The organism is Pseudomonas fragariae (ex Marin et al. 2024), from assembly GCF_059621105.1.
The window spans coordinates 3,109,841-3,134,141 of record NZ_CM184369.1; the positions used below are offsets into that span (position 1 = coordinate 3,109,841).

Genomic DNA, 24,301 nt, shown 5'->3' on the forward strand with positions numbered 1-24,301 from the left:
TCGTTCGAGGTATGAACATGGCTACCCCTTTACCGCTGCAACGTAACGCTTCTTCGACAACGACAACAGCTGGTACTGGTGCCTGGCTGGCCGACGTCAGCGCCGAGCGCTATCAGCAAGTGCAACGCCGCGTGATTGGCCAGTTGCTGCAGACCTTGCTGTACGAGGCGGCGCTGCCTTACCGCTGTGAGCCGCTGGATGATCATCGGCATCGTTTTGCCGTGGCCGTGAGTGGCGGTGTGGAATACCGCTGCGAGGGCCTGCTGAGCACCAGCTTTGAGCTGATCCGCCTCGATCACGCCACGCTTGAGCGGGTGGACAGTGCCGGCGAACGCAGCGTGCCGGATCTGCATCTGGCGTTGACCGAGCTGCTCAGCCCGTTCAAGGACAGCCCGCACCTGACGCGCTTCATCCAGGAAATCGAGCAGACCCAGCTCAAGGACCTGCAGGCCCGCACCCAGGGCTATCAGCCTGCAAGACCAGCGCATCAGCTCGATGTCGATGCGCTGGAGCAGCATTTCATGGATGCCCACAGCTACCACCCGTGTTACAAGTCGCGAATCGGCTTTTCCCTGGCCGATAACCGCCACTACGGGCCGGAATTTGCCACGCCTTTCGCGGTGGTCTGGCTGGCCGTGGCGAAATCGAGCGCCTCGGTCGGCCATTCGCGGAGCATGGATTTTCAGGCGTTCATCCGTCAGGAGCTGGGCACACAACGCTGGCAGGAAATAGCTCGAGAACTGGCCGCGCGGGGCAAGTCCATCGACGACTATCAACTGATGCCGGTGCATCCGTGGCAGTGGGACAACGTCACGGTGTCGACCTTCTACCCGGAACTGGCCAGCGGCGAGCTGATTTATCTGGGCACCTCGACCGATAGCTACAAGGCTCAGCAGTCGATTCGCACACTGGCCAACGCCAGTCAGCCCCAGCGGCCATACGTCAAGCTGGCGATGAGCATGACCAACACCTCCAGCACGCGGATTCTGGCGCGTCACACGGTGTTGAACGGCCCGATCATCACCGATTGGCTGCACCAGCTGATCGCAACCGACAGCACCGCTCAAGCGCTGGATTTCGTGATTCTCGGTGAGGTAGCGGGGGTGAGTTTCGATTACCGCCATCTGGCGGAATCCCGTTCGGCGCAGACCTACGGCACGCTGGGCGCCATCTGGCGGGAAAGCCTGCATCAATACCTACGGGACGACGAGCAGGCGGTGCCGTTCAACGGCTTGAGCCATGTGGAAAACCGTTACGATGATGGCCAGCAGACGCCGTTCATCGACGCGTGGGTCAACCAGTACGGGCTCAAGGAATGGACCCGGCAACTGCTGCAGGTCACGGTGCCGCCGATCATTCACATGCTCTATGCCGAAGGCATCGGCATGGAGTCCCACGGCCAGAACATCGTGCTGATCGTCAAGCAGGGCTGGCCGCAGCGTATCGCCCTCAAGGACTTCCATGACGGCGTGCGTTATTCACCGGCGCATCTCGGGCGTCCCGAACTGTGCCCGGAACTGGTGCCGCTGCCCGCCAGCCATGCAAAGCTCAACCGCAACTCGTTCATCATCACCGACGACGTCAACGCGGTGCGCGACTTCTCCTGTGATTGTTTCTTCTTCATCTGTCTGGCCGAAATGGCGATTTTCCTGCGCCAGCAGTACCAGCTGGACGAGGCACTGTTCTGGCAGATGACCGCCGACGTCATTCTCGACTATCAGCGTGCTCACCCGCAGCATCGCGACCGTTTCGGGCTGTTTGACGTGTTTGCGCCATCGTACGAAGTGGAAGAACTGACCAAGCGCCGCCTGCTGGGTGATGGCGAGCGTCGCTTCCGCTCGGTACCTAACCCACTGCACACCTACAGGCCGCAATGATGCTGAGGACCAATACGCTCAAAAGCAGGATTGCCGACGGACAGCCGGCACACGGGGTGATCAGTTCGATCCCGGCCCCGGCCGCCATCGAGCTGATCGCCGAGGCCGGGTTCGACTTCGTGATCATCGACATGGAACACGTGCTGATCAACCCGGAAACCGTGGAAAACATGATCCGCGTGGCAGAGAGCTACGACCTCACACCACTGGTGCGGGTCGCCGATCTCAACCCGAAAACCCTGCTGCGCCTGCTCGATGGCGGCGCGCAGGGCATCGTCTTGCCGATGATCGAGAGCCCCGAGCAACTGGCGGATGCGATTGCCGCCTGCAAGTACCACCCGCTGGGTCGCCGCAGCCTCAATGCCGGCCGTCCCGGCTCGTTCGGCAAGCACAGCCTGGCGCAGTACGTGGAGGCTGCCAATCAACAGATCATGGTGGTGGCGATGATCGAAAGCGCCGAAGGCGTGCGACGTGCCGCCGAGATCGCCAGCGTGCCGGGTCTGGACATGATTCTTGAAGGCGCGGCAGACCTGTCACAGTCACTGGGCATGCCCTGGCAGATCGATCAGCCAGATGTACAAAACGCGTTGCTTGCGACCTGGCAAGCCGCCCACGCGGCGGGCGTCGCCTATTGCGCGATCCCCCGTCAACCCGGAGACGCTGCCCGCTGGCAGGCGCGCGGGGTCAACACCTTTGTCCTCGGGGATGAGCGCGGCATTGCCTTTCGCGCGCTTCAGGCCCGCCTGGCTCAACATTCAGCAGAAGGAAAATAACCCATGAACTTCACTTCACTCGCCGCTGACCTGGTCATGCAGGATCTGGTCGATTGCCTGCTGGCTGAAGATTTCTTTGGCCGCGAGCCATTGCGCCTGCAGGACAGCAGCCAATGGCAACTGCGCCATCCACAGGCTCCGCAACTGGTAGATCAGGGCAGCGCGCAGCAAATCTGGGAGTGGTGCTGCGATGATTCTGAGCAACGCTTCATCAGCATCGCGTTGCGCGCCGGTATCACCCAGCAATGGGAAAAAGTGCCCGGCACGCCGGTATTGGGCCGCCAGGACGAGCGATGGACGCAGTTGTCACCGGAAGACTTCATGAAGTGGGTGTTCGCCGGCAAGGCGACGCTGCTTCAGGACAGCGAGCGCCAGGACAACGAAAAGGGTATCGCGCTGTTTCTGGAAGTGTTGCGCATCAGTGTCTGGCAGACCGCGCTGTCGCTGGATCACAAGGTCGACGAGCAGAACCTGATGGCTCAGGACGGCGCTACCTTCTTCCGAACCATGGAGCAGTGGGCGTCGCTGCGTGATCGCCCGTATCACCCGCTGGCCAAGGCCAAACAAGGCTTGAACGAACAGGAATACTTACAGTACCAGGCCGAGTTCGCCCGGCCAGTAGCGCTGAATTGGGTGGCTGTCGACAAGACCTTGCTGCAATGCGGCGACGGCGTGGAGGATTTGAATGCATCCTTTCCGGCCCGCTATCTGCTGCCCGAGAACCTGCAAGCGCAGCTTGACCAGGAGATGCAGGCGCGCGGCATTGCCGGCAGCCATGTTGCGCTGCCGGTTCACCCGTGGCAGTTCGAGCATGTCTTGCAGGTCCAGCTGGGCGATGCGTTCGCCAAGGGCGATTGCCAGCGGCTTGATTTCAATCAGGCGCAGGTGCATGCCACTTCGTCGCTACGTTCGATGACACCGTGCTTCAACAGCGCTGACTACCTGAAGCTGCCCATGGCGATTTATTCGCTCGGCGCTTCGCGCTATCTGCCAGCGGTCAAAATGATCAACGGCGGGCTGAGCGAAAAACTGCTGCGTCAGGTGGTCGACAAGGATGAAACTCTGAGCCGTTCGCTACACCTGTGCGACGAACGCAAATGGTGGGCATTCATGCCGCCACAAGCCACGCTGTTCGACGAAGGGCCTCGGCATCTTTCGGCGATGGTGCGCGGCTATCCGGCCGCCTTGCTCGATGATCCGGAGTGCCGCCTGCTGCCCATGGCGGCACTGGGTACACCGCTACCGGGGAGCAATCGGCATTTCTTCGATGAGTGGATGGACTACCGCGACCTGCCGCGCAATCAGGCTTCGGTACTGACACTGTTTCGCGAACTGAGCCACAGTTTTTTCGATATCAACCTGCGCATGTTCCGCCTGGGCATGCTCGGCGAAGTGCATGGCCAGAACGCGGTCATGGTCTGGAAAGCCGGACAGGCGCAAGGGCTGCTGTTGCGTGACCACGACTCGTTGCGTATTTTCGTGCCCTGGCTGGAGCGCAACGGCATGCACGACCCGGAGTATCGAATCAAGAAAGGGCATGCCAATACGCTTTATCATGACCGCCCCGAGGACTTGCTGTTCTGGCTGCAGACGCTGGGTATTCAGGTAAACGTGCGGGCAATCATGGATACTCTGGCGCAAGTGTATGACGTACCGGTCACTGCGCTGTGGACCGTATTGCGCGATGTTCTGGATAATCTGATCACAACCATCGAATTTGACGACGAGGCGCGTGGCATGATCAGGCAACAACTGTTCGAAGCCCCCAACTGGCCGCAGAAACTTCTGCTGACGCCCATGATCGAGCGCGCGGGCGGTCCGGGCAGCATGCCGTTCGGCAAGGGCGAAGTGGTCAACCCGTTCCACAGGTTGCGCCGTGCAACCTGACCGAACCCTGCATCCTTCGCGGCGCACAGTGTTGCGCCTTTCACTGGGGTTACTGGCGCTGCCTGGCATTGCCCGGGCAGCGCCGCTGCGCGTTGTCACCCTGTTTCAGGGGGCGTCCGACACTGCCGTGGCCCTGGGCGTTACGCCTTGCGGCGTGGTGGATTCGTGGAGCGAAAAACCGATGTATCGCTACCTGCGCCCGGCGCTGGCAGCGGTACCGCATGTGGGTCTGGAAACCCAGCCGAGCCTGGAAGATATCGTGCTGCTCAAGCCGGACCTGATCGTCGCTTCACGCTTTCGTCATCAACGCATCGCGCCGTTGCTGGAGCAGATCGGCATGGTGCTGATGCTCGAAGAGGTGTTCGAGTTCAAGCGCACCCTGGCAATGATGGGCGTGGCCCTGCAACGTCAACAACTGGCCATGGACCTGCTCGGGCAATGGCAACAGCGTGTGGCAGCGGTGCGCGGCCAGTTGCAGGCGAAGTTCGCCGGACGCTGGCCGATCACTGTGTCGGTGCTCGACATTCGCGTAGACCATATCCGTAGCTATCTGCCGGCCAGCTTTGCCGGCTCGGTGCTCAGTGAGCTGGGCTTTGCCTGGACGCCCGCGGCCCGCGAAGCCAGCGGCGTTTCCCTTAAACTCAGCAGTAAAGAGAGTTTGCCTGTGGTCGATGCCGACCTGTTCTTCGTCTTTCAGCGTGCGGACAGCAATGCCGCGCAGCACACCTACGACAAACTGGTACAGAACCCGTTCTGGCAACAGTTGCGCGCAGCACGGGATGGCCAGGTATGGCGCGTCGACGCCGTCGCCTGGAGCCTGTCCGGCGGCATTCTGGGCGCCAACCGCATGCTCGATGAGGTCGCTCGCGTGGCCCTGGCGGATAGCGCCTCATGACGGCTGCGGCAAAACTGGGCCTGGGGCTGTTGATACTGGTAGCGTGCATGGGATTGAGTCTGGCCACCGGGGCCACCTGGATATCGCCCGCTGACATCGTGCGGAGTGTCTGGCAGCCCGATGCGCTGAGCGCTATCGAGCACGTGCTGCTCGACACACGGCTGACACGTACCCTGATGGCCGTCGCAGTAGGCTCGAGTCTGGCGGTTGCCGGGGCACTGATGCAGGCGCTGACGCGCAATCCGCTGGCGTCGCCTGGCCTGTTCGGCATCAATGCCGGCGCGACGTTTGCCATCATCGCCTGTTCGTCGCTGCTTTCACTGTCGTCCATGAGCCAGTGGCTGTGGTGCGCGTTCATCGGCGCTGCGGTGGCGGGCACGATTGTCTGGGTCATCGGCAACCGGGGGCAGGGCAGCCTCAATCCATTGCGCATCGTATTGGCCGGCGCAGCGATCACCGCCTTGTTCACCGCGTTCAGCCAGGCCTTGCTGGTGGTCAATCAGGACGGTCTGGACACTGTGCTGTTCTGGCTGGCCGGTTCCCTGTCGGAGCGCGAACTGAGCACCGCTGCGCCGTTGCTGGTCTGCGTGGTCATGGGGCTTGCCGGCGCGCTGGTGCTGGCGGGGCAGGTCAACGTGCTCAACACCGGGGAAGCCATCGCGACGGCGCTGGGCCAGCGTACGGGGCTGATTCGGCTGATGATGAGCGTGGTAATCATTGCCCTGGCAGGCAGCGCCGTGGCGCTGGCGGGCAGTATCGGCTTCATAGGTCTGCTGGTGCCACATATGGTGCGCAAGACGCTGTCCATCGACCATCGCTGGCTGCTGCCTGGCTGCGCAGTGCTGGGCGCGACGCTGTTGTTGCTGGCCGACACGCTGGCGCGAGTCGTGATTGTCCCTCAGGAAGTCCCGGTGGGTGTGATGACGGCTCTGTTTGGTGCGCCGTTCTTCATTGCACTGGTTCGGCGGGGCGCGCGCTATGGATAAGCATTTCACCGTGCGCTACCGGAGCTTTTCCCGGCAGTTCAGCCTGACCGCATTGACGCGCTTGCTTTCGGGCCTGGCGCTGACGCTGCTGGTCATACTGAGCTCGTTGGCCGTGGGCAAGATCAATCTGTCGCCCGCGACCCTGCTGAGTGTTTTTACCGGTCAGGCAGATGCCAGCCTGGTCTTCATCGTCGAACAACTGCGCATGCCCCGGCTGGCCCTGGCCGCCCTGGTCGGCGCGGCCCTGGCGGTGTCCGGACTGATCCTGCAAAGCATCATTCGCAACCCGCTGGCCTCACCTGATCTGTTAGGCATCACCAGCGGTGCCAGCGCCGCCGCCGTGTTGTACCTGTCATTCTTCTCGGCTGCACTGGGCGCGCAGTTTCTGCCCCTGGCGGCGATCTCCGGCGCAGGCCTCGCGGCACTGGTCATTTATCTGCTGGCCTGGAATCAGGGTGCCTCACCCTTGCGCATGGTGTTGATCGGGGTAGGGGTGTCGGCTCTGCTGGCTGCGGTGACCACGTTCATTCTGGTGTTCAGCCCGTTGACCACCACCTTGTCGGCTTATGTCTGGCTGACCGGGAGCGTGTATGGTGCCAGTTGGCCAGAGCCCAGCGCGCTGGCCGGCTGGCTGCTTATGACATTGCCGCTGCTGGCACTGCTCGCCCGTCAGGTGCGCATGCAGCAACTGGATGACGCGCTGGCCCAGGGCATCGGAGTGCGCGTGCAATGGTTGCGCGCCGGTTTGCTGCTGGTGAGCGTCGCGCTGGCCGGGCTGGCGATCGCGTGGGGCGGGGCGATTGCCTTTGTCGGGCTGATCGCGCCTCATATCGCCAAACGCCTGATGCCGCCGGGGTTCGTGGGGCAAGCGCTGATGGCGGCGTTGATCGGCGCCAATCTGGTGATGCTTGCCGATCTGGCCGGACGCACGCTGTTCCTGCCGCTGGATCTGCCCGCAGGGATTTTTGTCGCGGTGCTGGGCACACCGTTCTTTCTGTACCTATTGATCAACCAGCGGCATTAAGGAATTACGGATGGCGTCAATCGCAACCCACGACCTGACCCTGAGTTACCAGCGGCAGGTGATCATCGACAGCCTTGATCTGCAGTTACCCGCAGGCCAGGTGACCGTGCTGATCGGCAGTAACGGTTGCGGCAAAAGCACCTTGCTCAAATCCCTGGCGCGCCTGCTCAAACCCCAGCAGGGCACCGTCGTGCTCAACGGTGCCGACATCCATCAGAAGTCCACTGCGACCGTCGCGCGTGAACTGGCGATTCTGCCGCAGATGCCCAGCGCACCGGAAGGCATCAGCGTGCGGCAACTGGTGGCGCTGGGGCGTTATCCCTATCAGAACTGGATGCAGCAATGGTCCGCCGAGGATGAGGCCATGGTCGCACGGGCTCTGGCGCAGACCGGCATGCAGGAACTGGCCGACAGACCCGTCGATGCCCTGTCAGGTGGTCAGCGTCAGCGCGCATGGATAGCCATGACCCTGGCGCAGGATACCGACATTGTATTGCTGGACGAGCCGACGACCTTTCTCGATCTGGCTCATCAGATCGAAGTGCTGGACCTGTTGCGCGACCTGAATCGGCGAGAGGGCAAGACCATCGTGATGGTCCTGCATGACCTGAATCTGGCCTGCCGTTACGCCGATCATATGGTCGCTGTCCACGAACGCAGCGCCTTCGCCCAGGGGCGTCCGGCGGATATCCTCAGCGAGGCGCTGGTCAAGCAGGTCTTCGGCCTCAACTGCCGGATCATCGCCGATCCATTCTTTGGTACGCCGTTGTGCATTCCCTTTGGCCGGGAACTGCCGCAATGAGTCTGGCGCAGGCGTTCAGCGAATCCGAATGGGCGTTGCTGTCCGGGGCGCTGCGACTCAGGCCGGCAGGTGAACACGATCCGCGCTCACTGCCGGCCCGCGCGCTGCTGGACGACGCAGTCTGCGAGCAACTGCTTGGCGAGCTGGGGCCGGTGATCGGTTCTCCGACCCAGGCAATCACCGCATCGTTGCTGGCCAAGCGCTTTTCCTTCCTGAGCACCGGTGCCTGCCTGTACGCGATGTCGGTCTACGACAAGGGCCTGGCCCTGTCGCTGGACAACAGCGTGGTCGAATACGCGCACGATGACGGCCTTTGGACCTCTTCAATGCCCTTGCTCGATACAACGCCTGTGGGTTATGAACCGGGCGCTCGTGAGGCGTGGCGTGATGCTGTCGTGGCCACCCTGTTTCGTGACCTGCTTCAGCCACTGTGGGAAACCTTCAACCGTGTCACTGGCATTTCCCGACGCATTCTGTGGGAAAACACCGCAGTACGCGTGTATTCGCTGTACGACAAGCGCATGGACAAGGTCGAAGACCCGGCGATCCGGCAGCGCTGTGAAGCCGATTTCGACTGGCTGCTGCACCAGGCCGATCCGGCGCTGTTCGGCCTGACCTACAACCCGCTGAAACACTTCCGCCGTCCACCGGTTGTGCTGGAAGCCGAAGGCAAAAGCATCCGTTTTCGGCGCACCTGCTGCTTCTATTACGACGCCAGCAATCCCGTCGAGTATTGCTCGACCTGTCCGTTACTGAGGCCCAAAAAATGTCGATGAACAAGCAGATTGCACACCGCCAGCAACAACTCAGCGACGCCGTCATAGAGCAATACCGTGAGATTGCCGCGTCAACCATTGGCCATCTGACCGACGTGGGTTACCTGCGCGGGATCAGACCGCTGTTCGAGGGGGTCAGACTGGTCGGCAACGTTGTCACGGTCAAACTGCAACTGCCCGACGGCAGCATTCTGCGCGACGCACTGCTGAACAGCCTGCCCGGCGATGTACTGGTGATTGAATGTGTCGGCGACGAGCATTGCGCCTGCTGGGGCGAACTGCGCACTCTGGCCGGGCTTATCAAGGGGCTTGGCGGCGTCGTCGTCTCGGGCGCGGTCACCGACGTTGCCGCCTTGCGCGAACATCGCCTGCCCGTGTTCAGCCGTGGCGTCAGCGCAATGACGACGCGCAGTCTCGGGGAAAGCGGCGAGCTCAATGGATTGATCAATATAGGCGGCGTGGAGGTGAAGCCGGGAGATATCGCCGTCGGGGATGATGACGGGGTATTTATTCTGAGTCCGCAACAGGCGAACGAACTGTTGCCCGAATTGCTTGGCAAGGAGAGTGCGGACCGAAAAAGAAGGGAAGAGTTTCTCGGCAGACTGAATGGGGAGAACACGGTCAGCAGAACTCAACAGTGATAATGAAACCTGAAACAGCGCGTTTGATGTGATTCATGAATATAACCACTGTCGATTGATCAATAGTTATAACTTTTGGATCCTATAGTCACAATCAGACAACAGGCAGGCTATTTTCGTATTAAGTTTGATTGCACCGCTCAAGATTGCGGTTCCATGACCGATGCAGATTGCAAACCCAAACTGTCCCGGATAGCCGCAATGTTCAATTCGCATTTGAAAAACACCAATAAGGCATTGGAGCGCCGCCTCGCCATGCTTGAGCAAGCAGGGCAAATCCTCAATCTGGAGACAGTCGCCGTCGTGCTGGATGGCACGGGCAAAATACAGACCGTCAACGCGTTGTTCGAGACGGAGATGAGCTACGCACAGGCAGAGCTCGTCGGGCGCAGCCTGTCTGAACTGAGCCCGCCGGAACTGAGCGGTGACGTTCACCAGAAGCGCGCATTGACCGCGATTCGCGACGGCAAGCATTTCAGCGGCACGTTGCGCCTGGTCAGCAAGACAGGGTCGAGGGTGTGGCTGAGAACCATTGTCGTACCCTATAAAAATGAAACCGGCGGCGTCGAGCAGATCACTCTGTATTCGAGTGTTCTGACGCGAACGATTGAAGCCTCGCGCGAGAACGAAGCCCTGGTCAATGCGCTGCAACGTTCCACCGCTGTTATCGACTTCACCCTCGATGGCACGGTCATCAGCGCCAACGACAACTTTCTGAGGGCGATGGGTTACGAGCTGAATCAGATAAAAGGCAAGCATCACAAGATGTTCTGTGTGCCTGAAGAGTCCGCCTCTGACGCGTATACCCAATTCTGGGAAAGGCTGCGCCGGGGTGAGTTCATAGTCGATCGTTTCCGTCGAATTGACAAAGGCGGTCGTGATGTATGGCTGGAGGCGTCTTACAACCCGATTACCGACGCCAACGGCAAACTCTATAAAATTGCCAAGTTCGCGACTGTGATCACTGAACAGGTCGAGCGCGAGAAAGCCGTCGCCGAAGCATCGGAAATGGCTTATCAAACCTCTATCGATACTGACAGCAGCGCACAGCAAGGCCGCAAAGTTATCAAGGACACGCTGCAGATGCTCGGCCAGCTGACCATTTCAATGGAAGAGGCCACACGAGGCATCGAAGCACTGGACTCGCAAAGTCAGGTGATTGGAACAATCATCAAGACCATCAGCGGCATTGCCGAACAAACCAACCTGCTCGCGCTGAACGCAGCGATTGAAGCCGCCAGGGCCGGCGAACAGGGCAGGGGCTTCGCCGTAGTCGCCGACGAGGTGCGCCAACTGGCCTCTCGCACGACAAAAGCGGCGGAAGAAATCGTAAACGTCGTGAAGACCAACCAAAGCCTGGCGTCCGACGCGGTAGGCGTGATTGTGCGCAGCACCGAACAGGCGTCCGAGGCGCTGGTATTGGCCAATGACGCAGACCGTGTCATTCAGGAAATCCAGCACGGCGCGAACACGGTAGTGCGGGCAGTCAGCCGGTTTGTGGACCAGCGCTCCAGTTAAGTGCGAGCAGTCGGAGTGACTCAGGGGACGCTAAAAGTGTTCTGCGCTGAGTCACTCACTGCGCAGTCAAACAGGAAGGGAAGTGTACTGATGGTCGCAGCGCTACCTGCTTATAGACGTTTTAAATGAGTGTGTTTTATTAAATCCATGGGACAGCACTCGCGCAAGGCGAACACTATCGAAATCACCACGCTACAGCCTCAAGACTGATAGCCGGCTACCGATACGCTGCTTATAACCGTTGCACCCGCCTTCATTTCGAGCATTGTAACCATGACTTTCCTGCGCAGCCCACACATGGTTCGTAAGTACCTTTACACCTTATTGTGGTTTTATGTGCTCTCTATTTTCCTGTTGGCAATCGCGTGGGAATTCGAACTTGAATCCCTCGCCATGGCTGCAATGGGCTTGCCCTATGACCAGGACTTCGAAAATGCCGAGCGTTGGCGTTTTGTATTGACCTCGACAGGCTTCGCCGTGTTATCGATGGTTATACCGTTCATTCTTCTGAAACGCCTGATGCAACAACTCCATAGCAGCTACAACGACTTGCTCGAGTCACAGGCGCTCAGCGAATCTCTGGCCCGCCACGATCCATTGTCCGGCTTGCTCAATCGGCGTGTGTTTCACGAGCAACTGGTTGCGCGGTTGCAGCAACCAGCGACACAGACGGCGGTTTTTCTGATCGACCTGGATAAATTCAAGCTGATCAACGATACCCACGGGCATGCGGCAGGAGACGCGGCTATTTGCGCCGTTGCCGAAAGCCTGCGCGACGCCACTGTCGGGTGGCAGGCTTCCGTGGCTCGACTGGGCGGCGACGAGTTCGGTCTGGCGGTCAGTGGTGACTTCAGTCATGCCGAACTGGCGCCGCTCGCTGAAAACATTCTGGCCAAAATCGCAGCATCCAGCGTTGGCCTGCCGCGTGTGGCCCTGAGTGCGACCCTCGGCATTGCCATTGCGCCAATGGACGGCTCAGACCCCGACCTCTTGCTGCAACGTGCGGACAGCGCCATGTACCGCGGTAAAGCCGGTGGCCGAGCCAGGTTTCATTTCTATGAAGTCAGCTTCGAGCGCGAGCAGCGTCTGCAGGAGCAGTTCGCGCGCGAACTCACCCTGGCTATCGAAGAGAAAGATATTCAACCGTTCTATCAGCCTATCGTCAGCCTTCCCGAGCAACGCCTGGCGGGGTTCGAACTGCTGGCGCGATGGCTGCATCCCGAGCGCGGGATCATCCTGCCGCTTGACTTCATACCCGTGGCAGAACAGTTGGGGCTGATCAAGCCACTCACCGCGACCCTTTTGCTTCAAGCCTTCGATCAGGCACGCGATTGGCCAAGCGACTTTACGCTGGCGATCAACGTTACCTCACTGATGATCGAAAGCCCCGACTTTCCTGACTGGCTGGAACAGCTGGCCAATGAAGGAAAATTTCCGCTGAGTCGGCTGGAAGTGGAAGTGACGGAAAACGCACTGGTCGCCAATGTCGACAGTGCCCGCCTGAATCTGGAGCGTCTGCGCGCGATGGGCGTGAGCGTCGCTCTGGACGATTTCGGTACCGGCTATTCAGGTCTTTATCATCTGACCAGGCTGGCCATCGACAAAATCAAGATCGACAGATCGTTCTTCGACACGGCGCTTGAGAACCAGAACGAGATGGTCAAGGCCATCCTCGCTCTGGGTAAAAGCCTGCGCATGAAAATCACCGCCGAGGGCGTTGAGCACGAACGGCTCGCAGACTGGCTGGCCACCCATGAGTGCGACTTTGCCCAAGGCTACCTGTTCGGACGACCGTTGCCGTTGGCCCAGGTGAAAGAGCTACTGGCAATGAGTGGTTCCGAAGGGCCGGTGAGGGCATTGGCGGTTCCTGGAAAATAAGGGGCATGAGCTTCAAGTCGGCGCTCTCGAACTTCAATGCGGAAGTTTAGATTCACCGGAGGCGATAAGCGTTTCTCTGATACTTGTCGCTCACTAAAACCTGCGGCTTTCTGCCAGTGCAGCGAGTTGCAGCGCCGTCGAGGAACTGTGATCGGGATTGGCGCTGATAGCGTCAATGTGAGTTCCTGATGCGGGTGAGGTGCCTGATTCAGATATAAGCATTCCTTATTGTCGATGACTCATGGACTATATGCCCATTTGGCTGCCTCTCTAAGGCAAGCGCTCGCATCTGCAGGAGCCCGTGAATGAACATCAAGATTGAGGCGCTGATCGCCCGGAAGATCGGTTTCGCCTCCCACCAGAACGCCGTACCGCTGGTACGTGAATTGAGTATCTGGAACCAGGAAGAAAGCGGTTTTGAAAACCTGACCCTGACGTTAAGCACCGACCCGGATTTCGTAGAGAGCCGCACTTGGCGTATAGACCGCATTCATGCCGGTGATCGCCTCAGCATTTCCGAGCGTGACATCAAGCTTAACGCAGGTTATTTGTCCGGGCTGACTGAAAGCCTCAGCGCTGACGTGGTGATGCGTCTTTCCCAGGGCGACAACGTACTCGTCGAGCAGCGCTTCCCGACAGAACTGCTGGCGCGCACAGAATGGGGCGGCTTGAGCGCCATGCCGGAGCTGCTTGCGGCTTTCTGCATGCCCAATGATCCCGCGGTGGATCGCGTACTCAAAGCGGCCTCACAGGTTTTACGGCGCGCGGGCAAGAAAGATGGCATTGACGGCTATGAGAGCAAGTCGCGCACACGAACCTGGGAGCTTGCCTCTGCCATTTGGTCCGCAGTGTGCAGCTTTCAGTTGAGCTATGCATTGCCCCCGGCCAGCTTTGAGCAACAGGGCCAGAAGGTCCGGCCTCCGAGTGTGGTTCTGGAAAACGGCGTAGCGACCTGTCTGGACACTGCATTGCTGTTTGCGGCGGCGTTGGAGCAGGCAGGCTTGAATGCCCTGCTTATCATGACCAAGGGGCACGCATTCGCAGGCGTCTGGTTGCAGCCTCAAGAGTTTTCCCAATTGTTGACCGATGAGGCGTCGGCAGTACGCAAACGCCTGGATCTGAAGGAGATGGTGGTATTCGAAACCACCCTTTCTACACAAACACCTGCGCCGGGCTTTTCCCAGGCGATTACAGCCGCCGAGCGTCAGCTCGATGATGAGCAGTTCATCATGGCCATCGATTTGCACCGTGCCCGGATGCAGAAGATTCGTCCGATGGCGCTCGTCTCAGTCACCGAGGGATCGGATGAGACAGCCGATGCTCCACCCACTATTGAAGGGCTGGAGGAGGCTCCGGCGCTTCCGGGGTTCGATGTCGAAATTAATACTGACAGCGAAGGTCCGGCCGGCAAACTGACGCTGTGGCAACGTAAACTCCTCGATCTGACGACTCGCAATCGTCTCCTGCATCTTCCGGACAGCGCAAAGGGCGTGCGACTGATATGCCCGGATCCGGCAGTGCTTGAAGATCTGCTTTCCAGTGGCCAGCGCATTCGCATCGTGTCAGTACCTGACTTAAAAAGCAGTGGCCGGGATGTGGCCCTGTACGAGCAGCAGAATAATGAAAATCTGGTCGACGAAGTTGCTCGTCAGGCTCTGGCTCGCGGCGAAGTGCTCGCTACTCTGGAAAAGGTAAAACTTGAAGCAACCCTGATCGATCTGTTCCGCAAAGCGCGTAGCGATCTGGAAGAGGGCGGTGCAAACACGCTGTTTCTGGCCATCGGCTTTCTCAAGTGGAAGAAGAGTGCCGACGACCCGAAAACCTACTCCGCACCCCTGATTTTGCTGCCGGTAAAACTTGAACGTAAAAGTGCCTTGTCCGGGGTGACGCTCAGTCTTCTTGATGAAGAACCGCGTTTCAACCTTACGCTGCTTGAATTGCTGCGGCACGATTTCGAGTTGCTGATTCCCGAGCTGGATGGCGAACTACCCAGTGATGAAAGCGGCATTGATGTGACTGGCATATGGAACATGGTGCGGCGAGCAGTGCGTGACGTGCCAGGATTCGAGGTGAGCACCGAACTCGTTCTTGGCACCTTCTCATTTGCCAAATACCTGATGTGGAAAGACCTGAATGCCAACGCAGCACAGCTGCTGCAAAGCCCTTTGGTCAAGCATTTGCTGGCCCCCTCTGAGGAAGATGAGGGCTTCTCCGGCTCAGACGAGTTTCCAAGACCAGAGCAGCTGGACTCGTCAGTAACGCCCGCCATGCTTTTCGCTCCGTTGCCCGCCGACTCCTCGCAGTTATCTGCCGTGGTGGCATCTGCCGGTACTCACAGCTTTGTCATGGACGGGCCACCGGGAACCGGCAAGTCGCAAACCATTGCCAACATGATTGCCCACAATCTGGCCTTGGGTCGTCGCGTACTGTTCGTGGCAGAGAAGCGCGCAGCCCTGGACGTGGTTTACCGTCGCCTGGCAGAGAAGGGGCTTGGCGAGTTTTGCCTGGAGCTGCATTCAAGCAAGGCGTCCAAAGTTGAAGTGCTGAAGCAGTTGGACCGCGCCTGGGACGTCAGCGACGCATTGAGCGCCGAGGAATGGGAGCGTGAAGCCACTCGTTTGCAGACGCTGCGTTCGCGACTCAACGAACTGGTCGAGGTACTGCACCGACGCTGGAGCAACGGGCTCTCCCTGCATCAGGCGATTGGTCGTGTGGTGCGTGATCATGGCCCTCAAACACCCAGGCTGAGCTGGCCATCAGGCACGCAACATGATGCTGACGAGTACAGCCAGTTGCTGGATCTGTCGCGTCGGTTAGGCTTGAACGGTGATGCCGCACGTAATCTGTCAGGCAAATTCGGCGCCTTGGCGCAGACCCAGTGGTCGAACGCTTGGCAGGCACACATTGCGAATGCCGCACGTGAGCTGCCGCAGGCCCTTGACGCGTTGAATGCGGCGAGTGAAAAGCTTCTTGGCCTGACGCACCTGAACTTGCCTGTAGCTGAAGTGGCGCAGGTTCAGCATCTTGATGAACTGGCGACTCTGGTCGTGGAGTCCTATGGACTGAACCTCTCATTTGCTTCTGCACCCGATGCCGTCGCGCGTATCGCAGCAGCCCGGCGCGCGTGCCAGTTAATCGAAAGCTATCGAGAGCTTGAGGAAGGTCTGTCGCTGGATTATGCAGACGAAGCCTGTCGTCGCATTCCCGTTGAGGCGATGCGCAGCGAATGGCGAGATGCCGAAGGAAAGTTCTGGTTCCTGGCGACTTGCGCCAAGAAAAAGGTCGCGAAGAAACTGGCCTCTTCAGGTGGCGCAGCAGGTCTGCCGGACACGCTTGGCGACCTGGCGATTTTCGAGCGCCTGCACGCGCAACTGAACGAACTGGATACATTGGCCGGTGGTCTGCAGTCGATCCCGGGCTGGCAAGGCCTGAGCAGTGACGTGTCACAGATATTTCGTGCAGCCTCGTTGGCCGAAAACCTGCGCGGGCTGATGAGCGGCCTGGCCGAATCACCGGACCACCTCGTTTCATTGCGCAGCGCAGTCGCACGCCTGGTCGTTGAGGCCAATGAAATGTTGGCGCCGGGCGGGCAAATCGGCGTCGCGTTATCAGCCTTGCAACAGGCTTTGTCTCGCTACGAAGACGCCGCTCGACTGTTTGCCGAATTGTCTGCAGCCGGTCCAGATACACAATCGAGCGTTGGCGCGTTGCGAGCTACTTCGCTGTCGATCCAGCAACAGGAGGAGCAACTCAAGGCATGGTGCGATTGGTGCCGGGTTCGCGAGCAGGCAGGTGAGGCTGGTTTGGCAAGTCTGGCCCGTGCTCTCGAGGCAGGGAGTCTGTCACCTGCTGCAATCGAGGAAACCTTCATCACGGCCTATGCCCATTGGTTCGCCACGCAAGGCATAGACGGTGAACCGCTGTTGAGGAATTTCGTGGCTGCCGAACACATGAGCGACATCGGCGCTTTCGTTCGCCTGGACGACGAAATGGCGAAGCTGACAGTGCGTTATATCCGGGCGAAACTCTGTGGCCTGATCCCCTCCAAAAATGACATACCCAAGAGCAGCGGCTTTGCCATTCTCAAGCATGAATTGCAGAAGTCCCGCCGTCACAAACCTGTCAGGCAACTGGCTGTTGAAATGGGCGACGCGCTGAATCGTCTGGCGCCTTGCATGCTGATGAGCCCGCTGTCGATTGCGCAGTTCCTGCCCGCTGATCAACCGCCATTCGATCTGGTCATTTTCGACGAGGCTTCGCAGATCGCTCCATGGGACGCGATCGGTTCGATAGCTCGAGGCAGGCAAGTCGTTATCGCAGGCGACCCGCGTCAAATGCCGCCGACGAACTTTTTCAACCGTGGCCCGAATGCCAGCGACGACGATACCGCTGAAGACATGGAAAGTATTCTGGACGAGTGCCTGGGAGCAGGGGTGCCAAGTCACAGTCTGAGCTGGCACTACCGGAGTCGCCACGAAAGCCTGATTGCGTTCTCCAATCACCGTTACTACGACAGTAATCTCATCACCTTCCCGGCAGCAGAGACCCGCGCAAGTGCTGTGGAGTGGCGCCGGGTTGAAGGTGTTTATGCAAAGGGCAAAGGGCGCTACAACCAGGCTGAAGCCGAAGCCATTGTCAGCGAGACAGTCAAGCGCCTTACCGATCCCGCGTTCGTGGCTGCTGGCCACTCGATCGGTATCATCACGCTCAACGCTGACCAGCAAAAACTGATCAATGACCTGTTGGACAACGCCCGCAAGCAATACCCGCAGATCGAGCCGTTTTTTCAGGACACACAGACCGAGCCGGTGGTCGTCAAGAATCTGGAAACAGTCCAGGGTGATGAGCGCGATCTGATCATGCTCGGGATAGGCTATGGCCCGACCGAGCCGGGTGCGCAGGTCATGTCCATGAACTTTGGCCCCCTCAACAAGGACGGCGGCTGGCGCAGACTGAACGTCGCCATCACACGGTCTCGCCGGGAAATGCTGGTGTTCTCATCCTTTGACCCGTCAATGATCGACCTGAACCGGACCAATGCCCGTGCAGTCCGTGATCTGAAGCATTTCATAGAATTCGCCCAGCGCGGACCAAAAGCCCTGGCCGAGGCGGTACAGGGCTCGGTCGGTGGTTATGACTCGCCGTTCGAGGAAGCAGTCGCTCAAGGGCTACGGCGCCTCGGTTGGCAAGTGATTCCGCAGATCGGAGTCTCTCGTTTCCGCATTGATCTGGGAGTTGTCCATCCGGATCGTCCGGGTGACTATCTGGCCGGCGTCGAATGCGATGGCGCTACCTATCACAGCGCCGCCACTGCCCGGGATCGGGACAAGGTCCGCGGAGCAATTCTCAGTGGCCTCGGCTGGAACCTGGTGCGGCTATGGTCCACGGAATGGTGGGTGGACAAGGAAGGGGCATTGCAGAGGCTGAACGCAGCGTTGAACGATCTTCTGGCGCAATCCCGGGCAGAAACAGAGGACCATCGGATAACAGAGCCGCCAACGGCCGAGCCTGTCGTCATAGACTTTTCTAACGGTCCCCGCATCAGTGGCGAGTCATCTGAAGAGCTGGCTGCCCCAATCAGTGAGTTGTCGGCGGAGACGGGTGAGATTCGCATAGCGCGGTCTCATGGCCTTCCACCTGAGGCCGGGGGGCAGAAGGGCATCTATCGCATAGCCGACCTTTCTGCCCTTGCGCCACTGATCCAGGCCGACCAGTTTCACCTGCCTGGTTACACGCCGGTACTTCGCCAGCTCATTGAAGAGGTGCTGCGCCAGGAAGCGCCGATTCTCGATGCAGTTTTAGTCCAGCGCATTGCGCGTGCACATGGTTTCCGACGGTCGGGGCGGCTTATCAGAGACCGCGTGCTGGAGCTGGCGGAGCAGCACCATTATGTTCAACAAGCAGGGTTTGAAGAGGTATTCGTCTGGCACTCGGAAGGCGATGTGGCCGGGTGGACGACGTACCGGATTCCGGCCTCAAGCGAGGACACACGAGCCATAGAAGAGGTTGCTGCTGAAGAATTACGCATTGCGGCGACGAGTGTCGATGCCGAAGACAAGGCCCTGGAGGTTGCTCGACTGTTCGGTATAAAGCACCTCACAGGACCTGCGCGTGAACGGATGGAGCGAATCTTCAGTGCATAAAAGCTAGCGCCCCGCTGATGGGGCGCTAAGGCGCCCGCCGAAGCGTGATCCGGGTCAATTCCGAAGGTTTGCCAAGCCGAATGGCAAACCCCGGCCAGAGTGCGGTGCCGTTGTTGACGTACAGTTGCATCCCGCCCACCTCATAAAGCCCCGACACAAATCCGCCGTTGGCCAGAGCCAGCAGCCAGTGAAGGCCGAAGATCATGCCGCCATGGGTATGCCCGGAGAGTTGCAGCGCTACGCCGTGGGTCGCTGTTTCCTCCGCGTTTCTGGGTTGATGGTCGAGCAGGATGATCGGAGTGTCTTTCGCGATGCCTGCTATGGCTTTCTGCAGATCTGGCGCAGGGAAGCCGGTTTTCGGGGCCGTGACATCGGTGACGCCGGCCAGAGCGATGCGTGCACCGTCGTGCTCGATCAGCGTGTGGCTGTTGGCGAGCGGGATCATCCCCAGAGAGACGAAGTGCTGCATCCACGCCTGGTTATCGAAAAAGTACTCATGGTTGCCGGGAATGACGTACACGCCGTCCGGCGCACGCAAATCGCGCAGGGCCTCGATATCCTGCTTCCGGTCGTTGAGCGAGCCGTCAATGAGATCGCCGGTGATGACGATCAGATCGACACCCAGCGCATTTGATTGCTTGACGACCTCACGCGTCCACGGCGCATCGAACAGACGACTGATGTGCATGTCCGTCAGTTGCAACACTTTATAGCCGTCGAATTGCGGAGGCAGGTTTTTAATCGCGATCTGGATGTCTTTCACCGGCGGCACGCGCACGGCCTGCTGGACACCGACTGCCGCCAGCACCAGAGCTGCCACACCGATGAAGTACCGCAGATTGACCGGAATGCTCAGCGTCTGCCAGCGCACCAGCATCGTCAGCAATGTGCCGATGTCGACAATGATTTGCAGTACCGCCAGCAACAGGATCGCGCCGAACGCCCAGTTGAACAGCATCACGATGTAGCGTGGAAACTCCGGCGAGAACACGCTGCCGGAGGAAAACCGGCAATACAGATGGTATTGCGAGGCAAGGACAAGCAGCACCGCAACGGCGATTTTCGCCGATAACGCCCAGGGCATCGGCCATAGGAATCGGGCAATGACGTACAGGCAGGGCATGCTGAACATGACGTGAAACATTAACGTGCTCCGTTGGCGATATCGATGAAGTGGATAACTGCGTCAAGGGCACGGGCAGTAATGAGGTCGAACTATTCGTACTGCAGCGGATTGCCGGGCCGGGGTGCCAAAGATCATCGTACCGAGGCAGAATTCCGACACAAGCAGACCTGAGCTGCCAAGTTTCTGGTAACGAGCGGCGATTGTCGAGCCATGCTTGAACGTGTCGATATATCGGCAGGCACCCTCATCGATAGCGCTGAGCAGGTATCGTGCAGGCGACACGCTGCAGAACACGCGGCCCGAGCCGATCGCCGGGCTGGGGCAGACTATCGTGGCGCCGCGCCTGGTGAGCCTGATCATCCGGGATGTTCAAATCCTGCGTGGCAGATACGGCCCCAGACAATTACCAGAGCGCATTCCCATGTCCGAAAGCGTGGGTGAGGTCATCGCGGTAGGCGAGGGCGTCAGCCAGGTCAAACCGGCTGAACTCGTTTTGTGTCTGGGGACCGGCGGAGTGGCGCTGGCTGAGTTCTTATTCAAGCCATCGAGGCCAATGGAATTGCAACGGTAGTCGCCAGGACATTCAAATTCGCCGATGCCCCCCGAGGCCTACGCGTATTTCGCTGCCGCGCAGCACATCGGCAAGGTACTGATCGAGTTTGAACAGGAGTGAGGTCACCGCGCCGTAGTTGAACCTATAGCGAAAGGCTTACACGAGCCGGAGCGGATCAGCCCTGTACGACTCGCTCGCGAAGTAGCAATCTATACCCATCAACCGTTGCGCAGGAGGCGCTTCGGAGGTCAAGGATGATCACCATTGCCGGGATGGCTACTGACAGGATGTTGGAATGGTATTGATAAAAAAAAACGACCCGCTTCGGCGGGTTTTTTTATGGGCGCAAGGAATGGCGCGATGCGCACATGCCTGAACAGGGTGGTCGTTTACACTCGACGTTGATCAGTCGAGCGATGCGGTGATGATCTCTGGCATACGCCCGATAGCTCGGCCGTCGCGGTCGCGACGGGGATCAACCGATCTACAGACCGTACCGCTGCATGGCGGGAGAATCCCCGAACGTGGAACAGCAATTGGACGCCTTCTGCTCAGACAGCTGCCTGAAACATCTCTACAGGGATGGAGTGCTGCACGCGATGCTCGGTATGCAACCAGCGAAGTAGCGCACTGCGACCGGCGATGCCCATTTTTACCGCCGCGCGTTTGAAGTAGCTTTCCACCGTGCTGACTTTCAGATCAAGCCTGTCCGCCAGTTGCGGTACCGTGAGACCGGCCAGCAGCCCGACACACACTTCGGTTTCGCGCGAAGACAGGCTCAGCGCAGAGGCCTCGAGGCGGCCAAGGAAACGCTGACGCAGGCCTTCCATGGCATCTTTGTTTTTCAGGCTTTTTGTGACAGGCGAGGGGATTGTCGAAATAAGGGTAGGCGTCACAGTCGCGATATGCTGCTTCACAATGGGCAACACGACCCAGGACAGATCCTTGAGACGGGCGCGCTCCTGACTGGTGAATGCCTTGGCAGAGGGTGACCGATAAACCGACAGTACATATTCACCCTTGCCCGGGTAGGCGAGATGTACCTGGGGGAGAGATGCATGAGGGTGCAGTTCACCTGGCTTCTCCTGCGCGTTGTAGGCGGGTGACTCGAACCTGATGGATCTGTCGACGCGAGTGTCTGCCAGCTCTGTCGGGCTCAACAGAACAGGCTCCAGACGTCTGCTGTCGATCCCTGGGTTGAGCACCTGGTGCAGATTTCCACCAAAGACACCGATGGCGTGAGTGCCGGTTACTTCATTCGTAGATCGACTGAGTCCCTGAATGACATGGGTCGCATCCACGGGCAGCGAAGCGGTAATCATCTCGTGGAGCAAGCGGGCGAACTGACGGCTTCCAATACCGGAGATCACTTTGCCGAGATGCGGGAAAAGCTGTTGCATGTTCATCGGGGTTCCTTTTTCCGTTTATAAAGAGACACGCCAAGGCGCAGCCTTGATTCAGCAGATGAATAAGTAAGTGTTTTGTATTCTTTGAGTCCTGTGGGCAAACAGGTTGTATGTAGATCGTCATACAAAGTTTATAAAGGTTCAGCAATAGGTTGAAAGTTAAATAGGAGCGGTGTCCAGAAGCGTACAATAATAAAAAGTCAAGCGCGTTACGAAAAGCGAGAACGCTAACCCTACACACTGCACTGTTTAACAGTGGCGACTTTTATCGATTTTTATTGAGTTTGGCATTTCCTGCACGCCTCCGGGAAATGCGAATCACTCTGGATAACTAGCGGACTGGCTGATGACAGTCGCCCTGGAGGGCGCCGCCCTGCAGCCTGAAGTGGCGGTGTAAAAGCAGGCAGTAACGTTGGCATGACGATCAACTCCTATCCCTATCCATGTTGTCGGCGTATGCGCACGGGGCGTGGCGATACGGGTCGTGCAGCACCGTTTTTTTATATTAAGGTGATCATATAGGTCACAAAAAGCTTGAATTAATCTACGCTGACCGTTATGACCGAATACTAACCATATAGTTCATGTTTCACGCCTGAATTGCAATGAAAAAAGATTAATCGAAAAGAGAGGTATCTCACACTACTGCTTCTATAGGGCTGCGTGTCATTCCGCGTCGCATTACTGGATGTGCTGCGCATCGGGAAGAAGCGCGTGAGTGCCCCGGCGCGTCGCGACTTACTATTTATCGGGCTGGATAGCAAGTGAATAAGCCCTTGCGTTAGTGCATAGGAAATGCGAGCAATAACACCCTTCATCAGGACGCGCTTGTTTTCTATTTTATTTTATGTTGGTTTCTCTACAAGCCATTGTTTAATTCTGTTTGCCGCAGAACAGTAGATTCAGTCTGTTTAGCCGATGGATGGCCGGTTGGCTGACAGTGCGGCCGGGTAGCGTCGTCTCGGAGCTGCCTGGGCCGACCGCCTGGTGCAGACTGACTTCAGCCGCCAGTTCGATCGAACGGCTAACAACGCTCTGCGGTGGAGGCTGGCTCACGCTATTTGAGATACGCCTGTCATCCACTTGACCAAACCGTGTCGCCCCTTCACGCCAAGTTTCGCTCCGGCGCGCTTGAGGTAGGTCTCGATAGAGCTGTTCTTGACGTGCAGCTTGTCAGCCAGCTCTGGAACCGTCGCACCCGCCAAAATGCCAAGGCAGATTTCTTTTTCACGCAATGACAACCGGACCTCCGACTGGCTCAGCTTTTCGTTGAATTCACGGTGAAGCTGCTGGCCGCCCTGTGTAATGGCTTCGTTGTCAGCGTGCGCATTGCACAAGGTACGGGTCGTCTGGGCATGTCGCTCCAGCAGGGGCAGCAATGCCTCTGAAAAATTTTTCAAGAACGATAATTCGTGAAGTGAAAAGTCACGTTGGTGCTGATCGCGGTGCAAGGAAATGACACAGCGCCTGTTCGACTTGCGCGACACGAGATTGCAGTGATACGTACCCGACGAACCAGAGCTGGCCTGTCCAACGCTGCAGAGTGGTTTCAGATGAACGAGCAGAAAGTCGTCCACATTGAGCATTCGAGCGAGCAGCATCTCCTGGTTCTGCGACACAGTCAGGCTCATCGGTTTGTGATCGGCGTTCTCTTGCCCCAGAGGCTGGATGCTGATAACGCTTCCTTCATTCTCGTCGATCGTCCATTCGCTCAGGTCAAGGAAATCGATGGGGACGGTGGCCGCGATGATTTGATACATGTTCGCAGCGAATCCTGCATCACCCACACTTGCGATTAACTTCCCCAGTTCCAAAAAATACGCTGACTGATTTCCCGTCATTTGTAGATTGGCTTCCATTACACATTTGCCCCCATGGCGTTAGTCTCCAGCCGAACCAAAAGCAACCTCGCATACAGGGCAGCCCTCTTAGTGCCTAGTAATGAGTATACTGTCTGATTGTAGGACAATATTACTAGCGCCTTAAAGAATTTACACATAGGGACCCTGCTCAGTC

General features: G+C 58.6%; 15 protein-coding genes and 2 pseudogenes. 14 read left to right on the forward strand and 3 right to left on the reverse strand.

What is annotated here, in order from left to right:
• Nucleotides 1–17: 17 nt before the first annotated feature.
• The 13 genes and pseudogenes from AC54XV_RS13705 to proA all read left to right on the forward strand — a co-directional run bounded on the left by AC54XV_RS13705 (nt 18) and on the right by proA (nt 19,200).
• A complete protein-coding gene (locus tag AC54XV_RS13705; protein WP_496716912.1) occupies nt 18–1,877 on the forward strand; it encodes an IucA/IucC family protein in 1,860 nt (619 codons plus the stop codon).
• Nucleotides 1,877–2,650 carry an HpcH/HpaI aldolase family protein gene (locus AC54XV_RS13710; RefSeq protein WP_024651021.1) on the forward strand — a complete coding sequence of 258 codons (774 nt, stop codon included), beginning with the start codon at nt 1,877–1,879 and terminating at the stop codon, nt 2,648–2,650. The genes AC54XV_RS13705 and AC54XV_RS13710 overlap by 1 nt, the downstream gene beginning before the upstream one ends.
• 3 nt (nt 2,651–2,653) lie before the next feature.
• Complete coding sequence (locus tag AC54XV_RS13715) at nt 2,654–4,537, forward strand: IucA/IucC family protein (protein WP_024641228.1); 1,884 nt, start codon at nt 2,654–2,656, stop codon at nt 4,535–4,537.
• Nucleotides 4,527–5,432 (forward strand): ABC transporter substrate-binding protein, encoded by a 906-nt coding sequence (locus AC54XV_RS13720; protein WP_496716913.1) that lies wholly within the window; start codon nt 4,527–4,529, stop codon nt 5,430–5,432. The genes AC54XV_RS13715 and AC54XV_RS13720 overlap by 11 nt, the downstream gene beginning before the upstream one ends.
• Entirely contained in the window at nt 5,429–6,418 is a 990-nt protein-coding gene (locus AC54XV_RS13725; RefSeq protein WP_024641226.1) for a FecCD family ABC transporter permease, read from the forward strand. The genes AC54XV_RS13720 and AC54XV_RS13725 overlap by 4 nt, the downstream gene beginning before the upstream one ends.
• The gene (locus AC54XV_RS13730; RefSeq protein ID WP_058398627.1) at nt 6,411–7,442 is read left to right on the forward strand and encodes a FecCD family ABC transporter permease; all 1,032 of its coding nucleotides are present in this window, start codon (nt 6,411–6,413) and stop codon (nt 7,440–7,442) included. Before AC54XV_RS13725 ends, AC54XV_RS13730 begins: the two co-directional genes overlap by 8 nt.
• 10 nt (nt 7,443–7,452) lie before the next feature.
• Nucleotides 7,453–8,244, forward strand: a complete 792-nt coding sequence (locus AC54XV_RS13735; RefSeq protein WP_024641224.1) for an ABC transporter ATP-binding protein — start codon at nt 7,453–7,455, stop codon at nt 8,242–8,244.
• Complete coding sequence (locus AC54XV_RS13740) at nt 8,241–9,020, forward strand: IucA/IucC family C-terminal-domain containing protein (RefSeq protein ID WP_024638713.1); 780 nt, start codon at nt 8,241–8,243, stop codon at nt 9,018–9,020. Before AC54XV_RS13735 ends, AC54XV_RS13740 begins: the two co-directional genes overlap by 4 nt.
• A complete protein-coding gene (locus AC54XV_RS13745; protein ID WP_058398628.1) occupies nt 9,011–9,661 on the forward strand; it encodes an RraA family protein in 651 nt (216 codons plus the stop codon). The genes AC54XV_RS13740 and AC54XV_RS13745 overlap by 10 nt, the downstream gene beginning before the upstream one ends.
• A gap of 255 nt (nt 9,662–9,916) precedes the next feature.
• A pseudogene (locus tag AC54XV_RS13750) lies at nt 9,917–10,639 on the forward strand (PAS domain-containing protein); the annotation flags it as partial.
• A gap of 111 nt (nt 10,640–10,750) precedes the next feature.
• Nucleotides 10,751–11,179 (forward strand): annotated as a pseudogene (locus AC54XV_RS13755) (methyl-accepting chemotaxis protein); the annotation flags it as partial.
• A 273-nt stretch (nt 11,180–11,452) separates the two neighbouring features.
• Nucleotides 11,453–13,057: a putative bifunctional diguanylate cyclase/phosphodiesterase gene (locus tag AC54XV_RS13760; protein ID WP_496716916.1), complete on the forward strand. Its 1,605-nt coding sequence runs from the start codon at nt 11,453–11,455 to the stop codon at nt 13,055–13,057.
• Between the two features lie 305 nt (nt 13,058–13,362).
• Nucleotides 13,363–19,200 (forward strand): anti-phage protein ProA, encoded by a 5,838-nt coding sequence (proA, locus tag AC54XV_RS13765; RefSeq protein ID WP_496716917.1) that lies wholly within the window; start codon nt 13,363–13,365, stop codon nt 19,198–19,200.
• 25 nt (nt 19,201–19,225) lie between these two features.
• Here proA and AC54XV_RS13770 read toward each other — a convergent pair whose 3' ends face one another.
• The gene (locus AC54XV_RS13770; protein ID WP_496716919.1) at nt 19,226–20,344 is read right to left on the reverse strand and encodes a metallophosphoesterase; all 1,119 of its coding nucleotides are present in this window, start codon (nt 20,342–20,344) and stop codon (nt 19,226–19,228) included.
• Nucleotides 20,345–20,546: 202 nt separating this feature from the next.
• Here AC54XV_RS13770 and AC54XV_RS13775 point away from each other — a divergent pair, with 202 nt between their 5' ends.
• A complete protein-coding gene (locus AC54XV_RS13775) occupies nt 20,547–20,897 on the forward strand; it encodes an alcohol dehydrogenase catalytic domain-containing protein (RefSeq protein WP_430708722.1) in 351 nt (116 codons plus the stop codon).
• 533 nt (nt 20,898–21,430) lie between these two features.
• Here the strand turns inward: AC54XV_RS13775 and AC54XV_RS13780 are convergent.
• Both AC54XV_RS13780 and AC54XV_RS13785 read right to left on the reverse strand, forming a co-directional pair.
• Nucleotides 21,431–22,285 (reverse strand): helix-turn-helix transcriptional regulator, encoded by an 855-nt coding sequence (locus AC54XV_RS13780; protein WP_024638707.1) that lies wholly within the window; start codon nt 22,283–22,285, stop codon nt 21,431–21,433.
• Between the two features lie 1,052 nt (nt 22,286–23,337).
• Nucleotides 23,338–24,126, reverse strand: coding sequence for a helix-turn-helix transcriptional regulator (locus tag AC54XV_RS13785; protein WP_496718949.1), 789 nt, complete (start codon nt 24,124–24,126; stop codon nt 23,338–23,340).
• Between the last annotated feature and the right edge of the window lie 175 nt (nt 24,127–24,301).

Bases quoted from the DNA above. Each gene is read 5' to 3' on its own strand.
- AC54XV_RS13705 (WP_496716912.1), top strand. From the start codon at position 18: ATGGCTACCCCTTTACCGCTGCAACGTAACGCTTCTTCGACAACGACA.
- AC54XV_RS13710 (WP_024651021.1), top strand. From the start codon at position 1,877: ATGCTGAGGACCAATACGCTCAAAAGCAGGATTGCCGACGGACAGCCG.
- AC54XV_RS13735 (WP_024641224.1), top strand. From the start codon at position 7,453: ATGGCGTCAATCGCAACCCACGACCTGACCCTGAGTTACCAGCGGCAG.
- AC54XV_RS13725 (WP_024641226.1), top strand. From the start codon at position 5,429: ATGACGGCTGCGGCAAAACTGGGCCTGGGGCTGTTGATACTGGTAGCG.
- AC54XV_RS13730 (WP_058398627.1), top strand. From the start codon at position 6,411: ATGGATAAGCATTTCACCGTGCGCTACCGGAGCTTTTCCCGGCAGTTC.
- AC54XV_RS13715 (WP_024641228.1), top strand. From the start codon at position 2,654: ATGAACTTCACTTCACTCGCCGCTGACCTGGTCATGCAGGATCTGGTC.
- AC54XV_RS13780 (WP_024638707.1), bottom strand. From the start codon at position 22,285: ATGAACATGCAACAGCTTTTCCCGCATCTCGGCAAAGTGATCTCCGGT.
- AC54XV_RS13770 (WP_496716919.1), bottom strand. From the start codon at position 20,344: ATGTTTCACGTCATGTTCAGCATGCCCTGCCTGTACGTCATTGCCCGA.
- proA (WP_496716917.1), top strand. From the start codon at position 13,363: ATGAACATCAAGATTGAGGCGCTGATCGCCCGGAAGATCGGTTTCGCC.
- AC54XV_RS13785 (WP_496718949.1), bottom strand. From the start codon at position 24,126: ATGACGGGAAATCAGTCAGCGTATTTTTTGGAACTGGGGAAGTTAATC.
- AC54XV_RS13760 (WP_496716916.1), top strand. From the start codon at position 11,453: ATGACTTTCCTGCGCAGCCCACACATGGTTCGTAAGTACCTTTACACC.
- AC54XV_RS13740 (WP_024638713.1), top strand. From the start codon at position 8,241: ATGAGTCTGGCGCAGGCGTTCAGCGAATCCGAATGGGCGTTGCTGTCC.
- AC54XV_RS13745 (WP_058398628.1), top strand. From the start codon at position 9,011: ATGTCGATGAACAAGCAGATTGCACACCGCCAGCAACAACTCAGCGAC.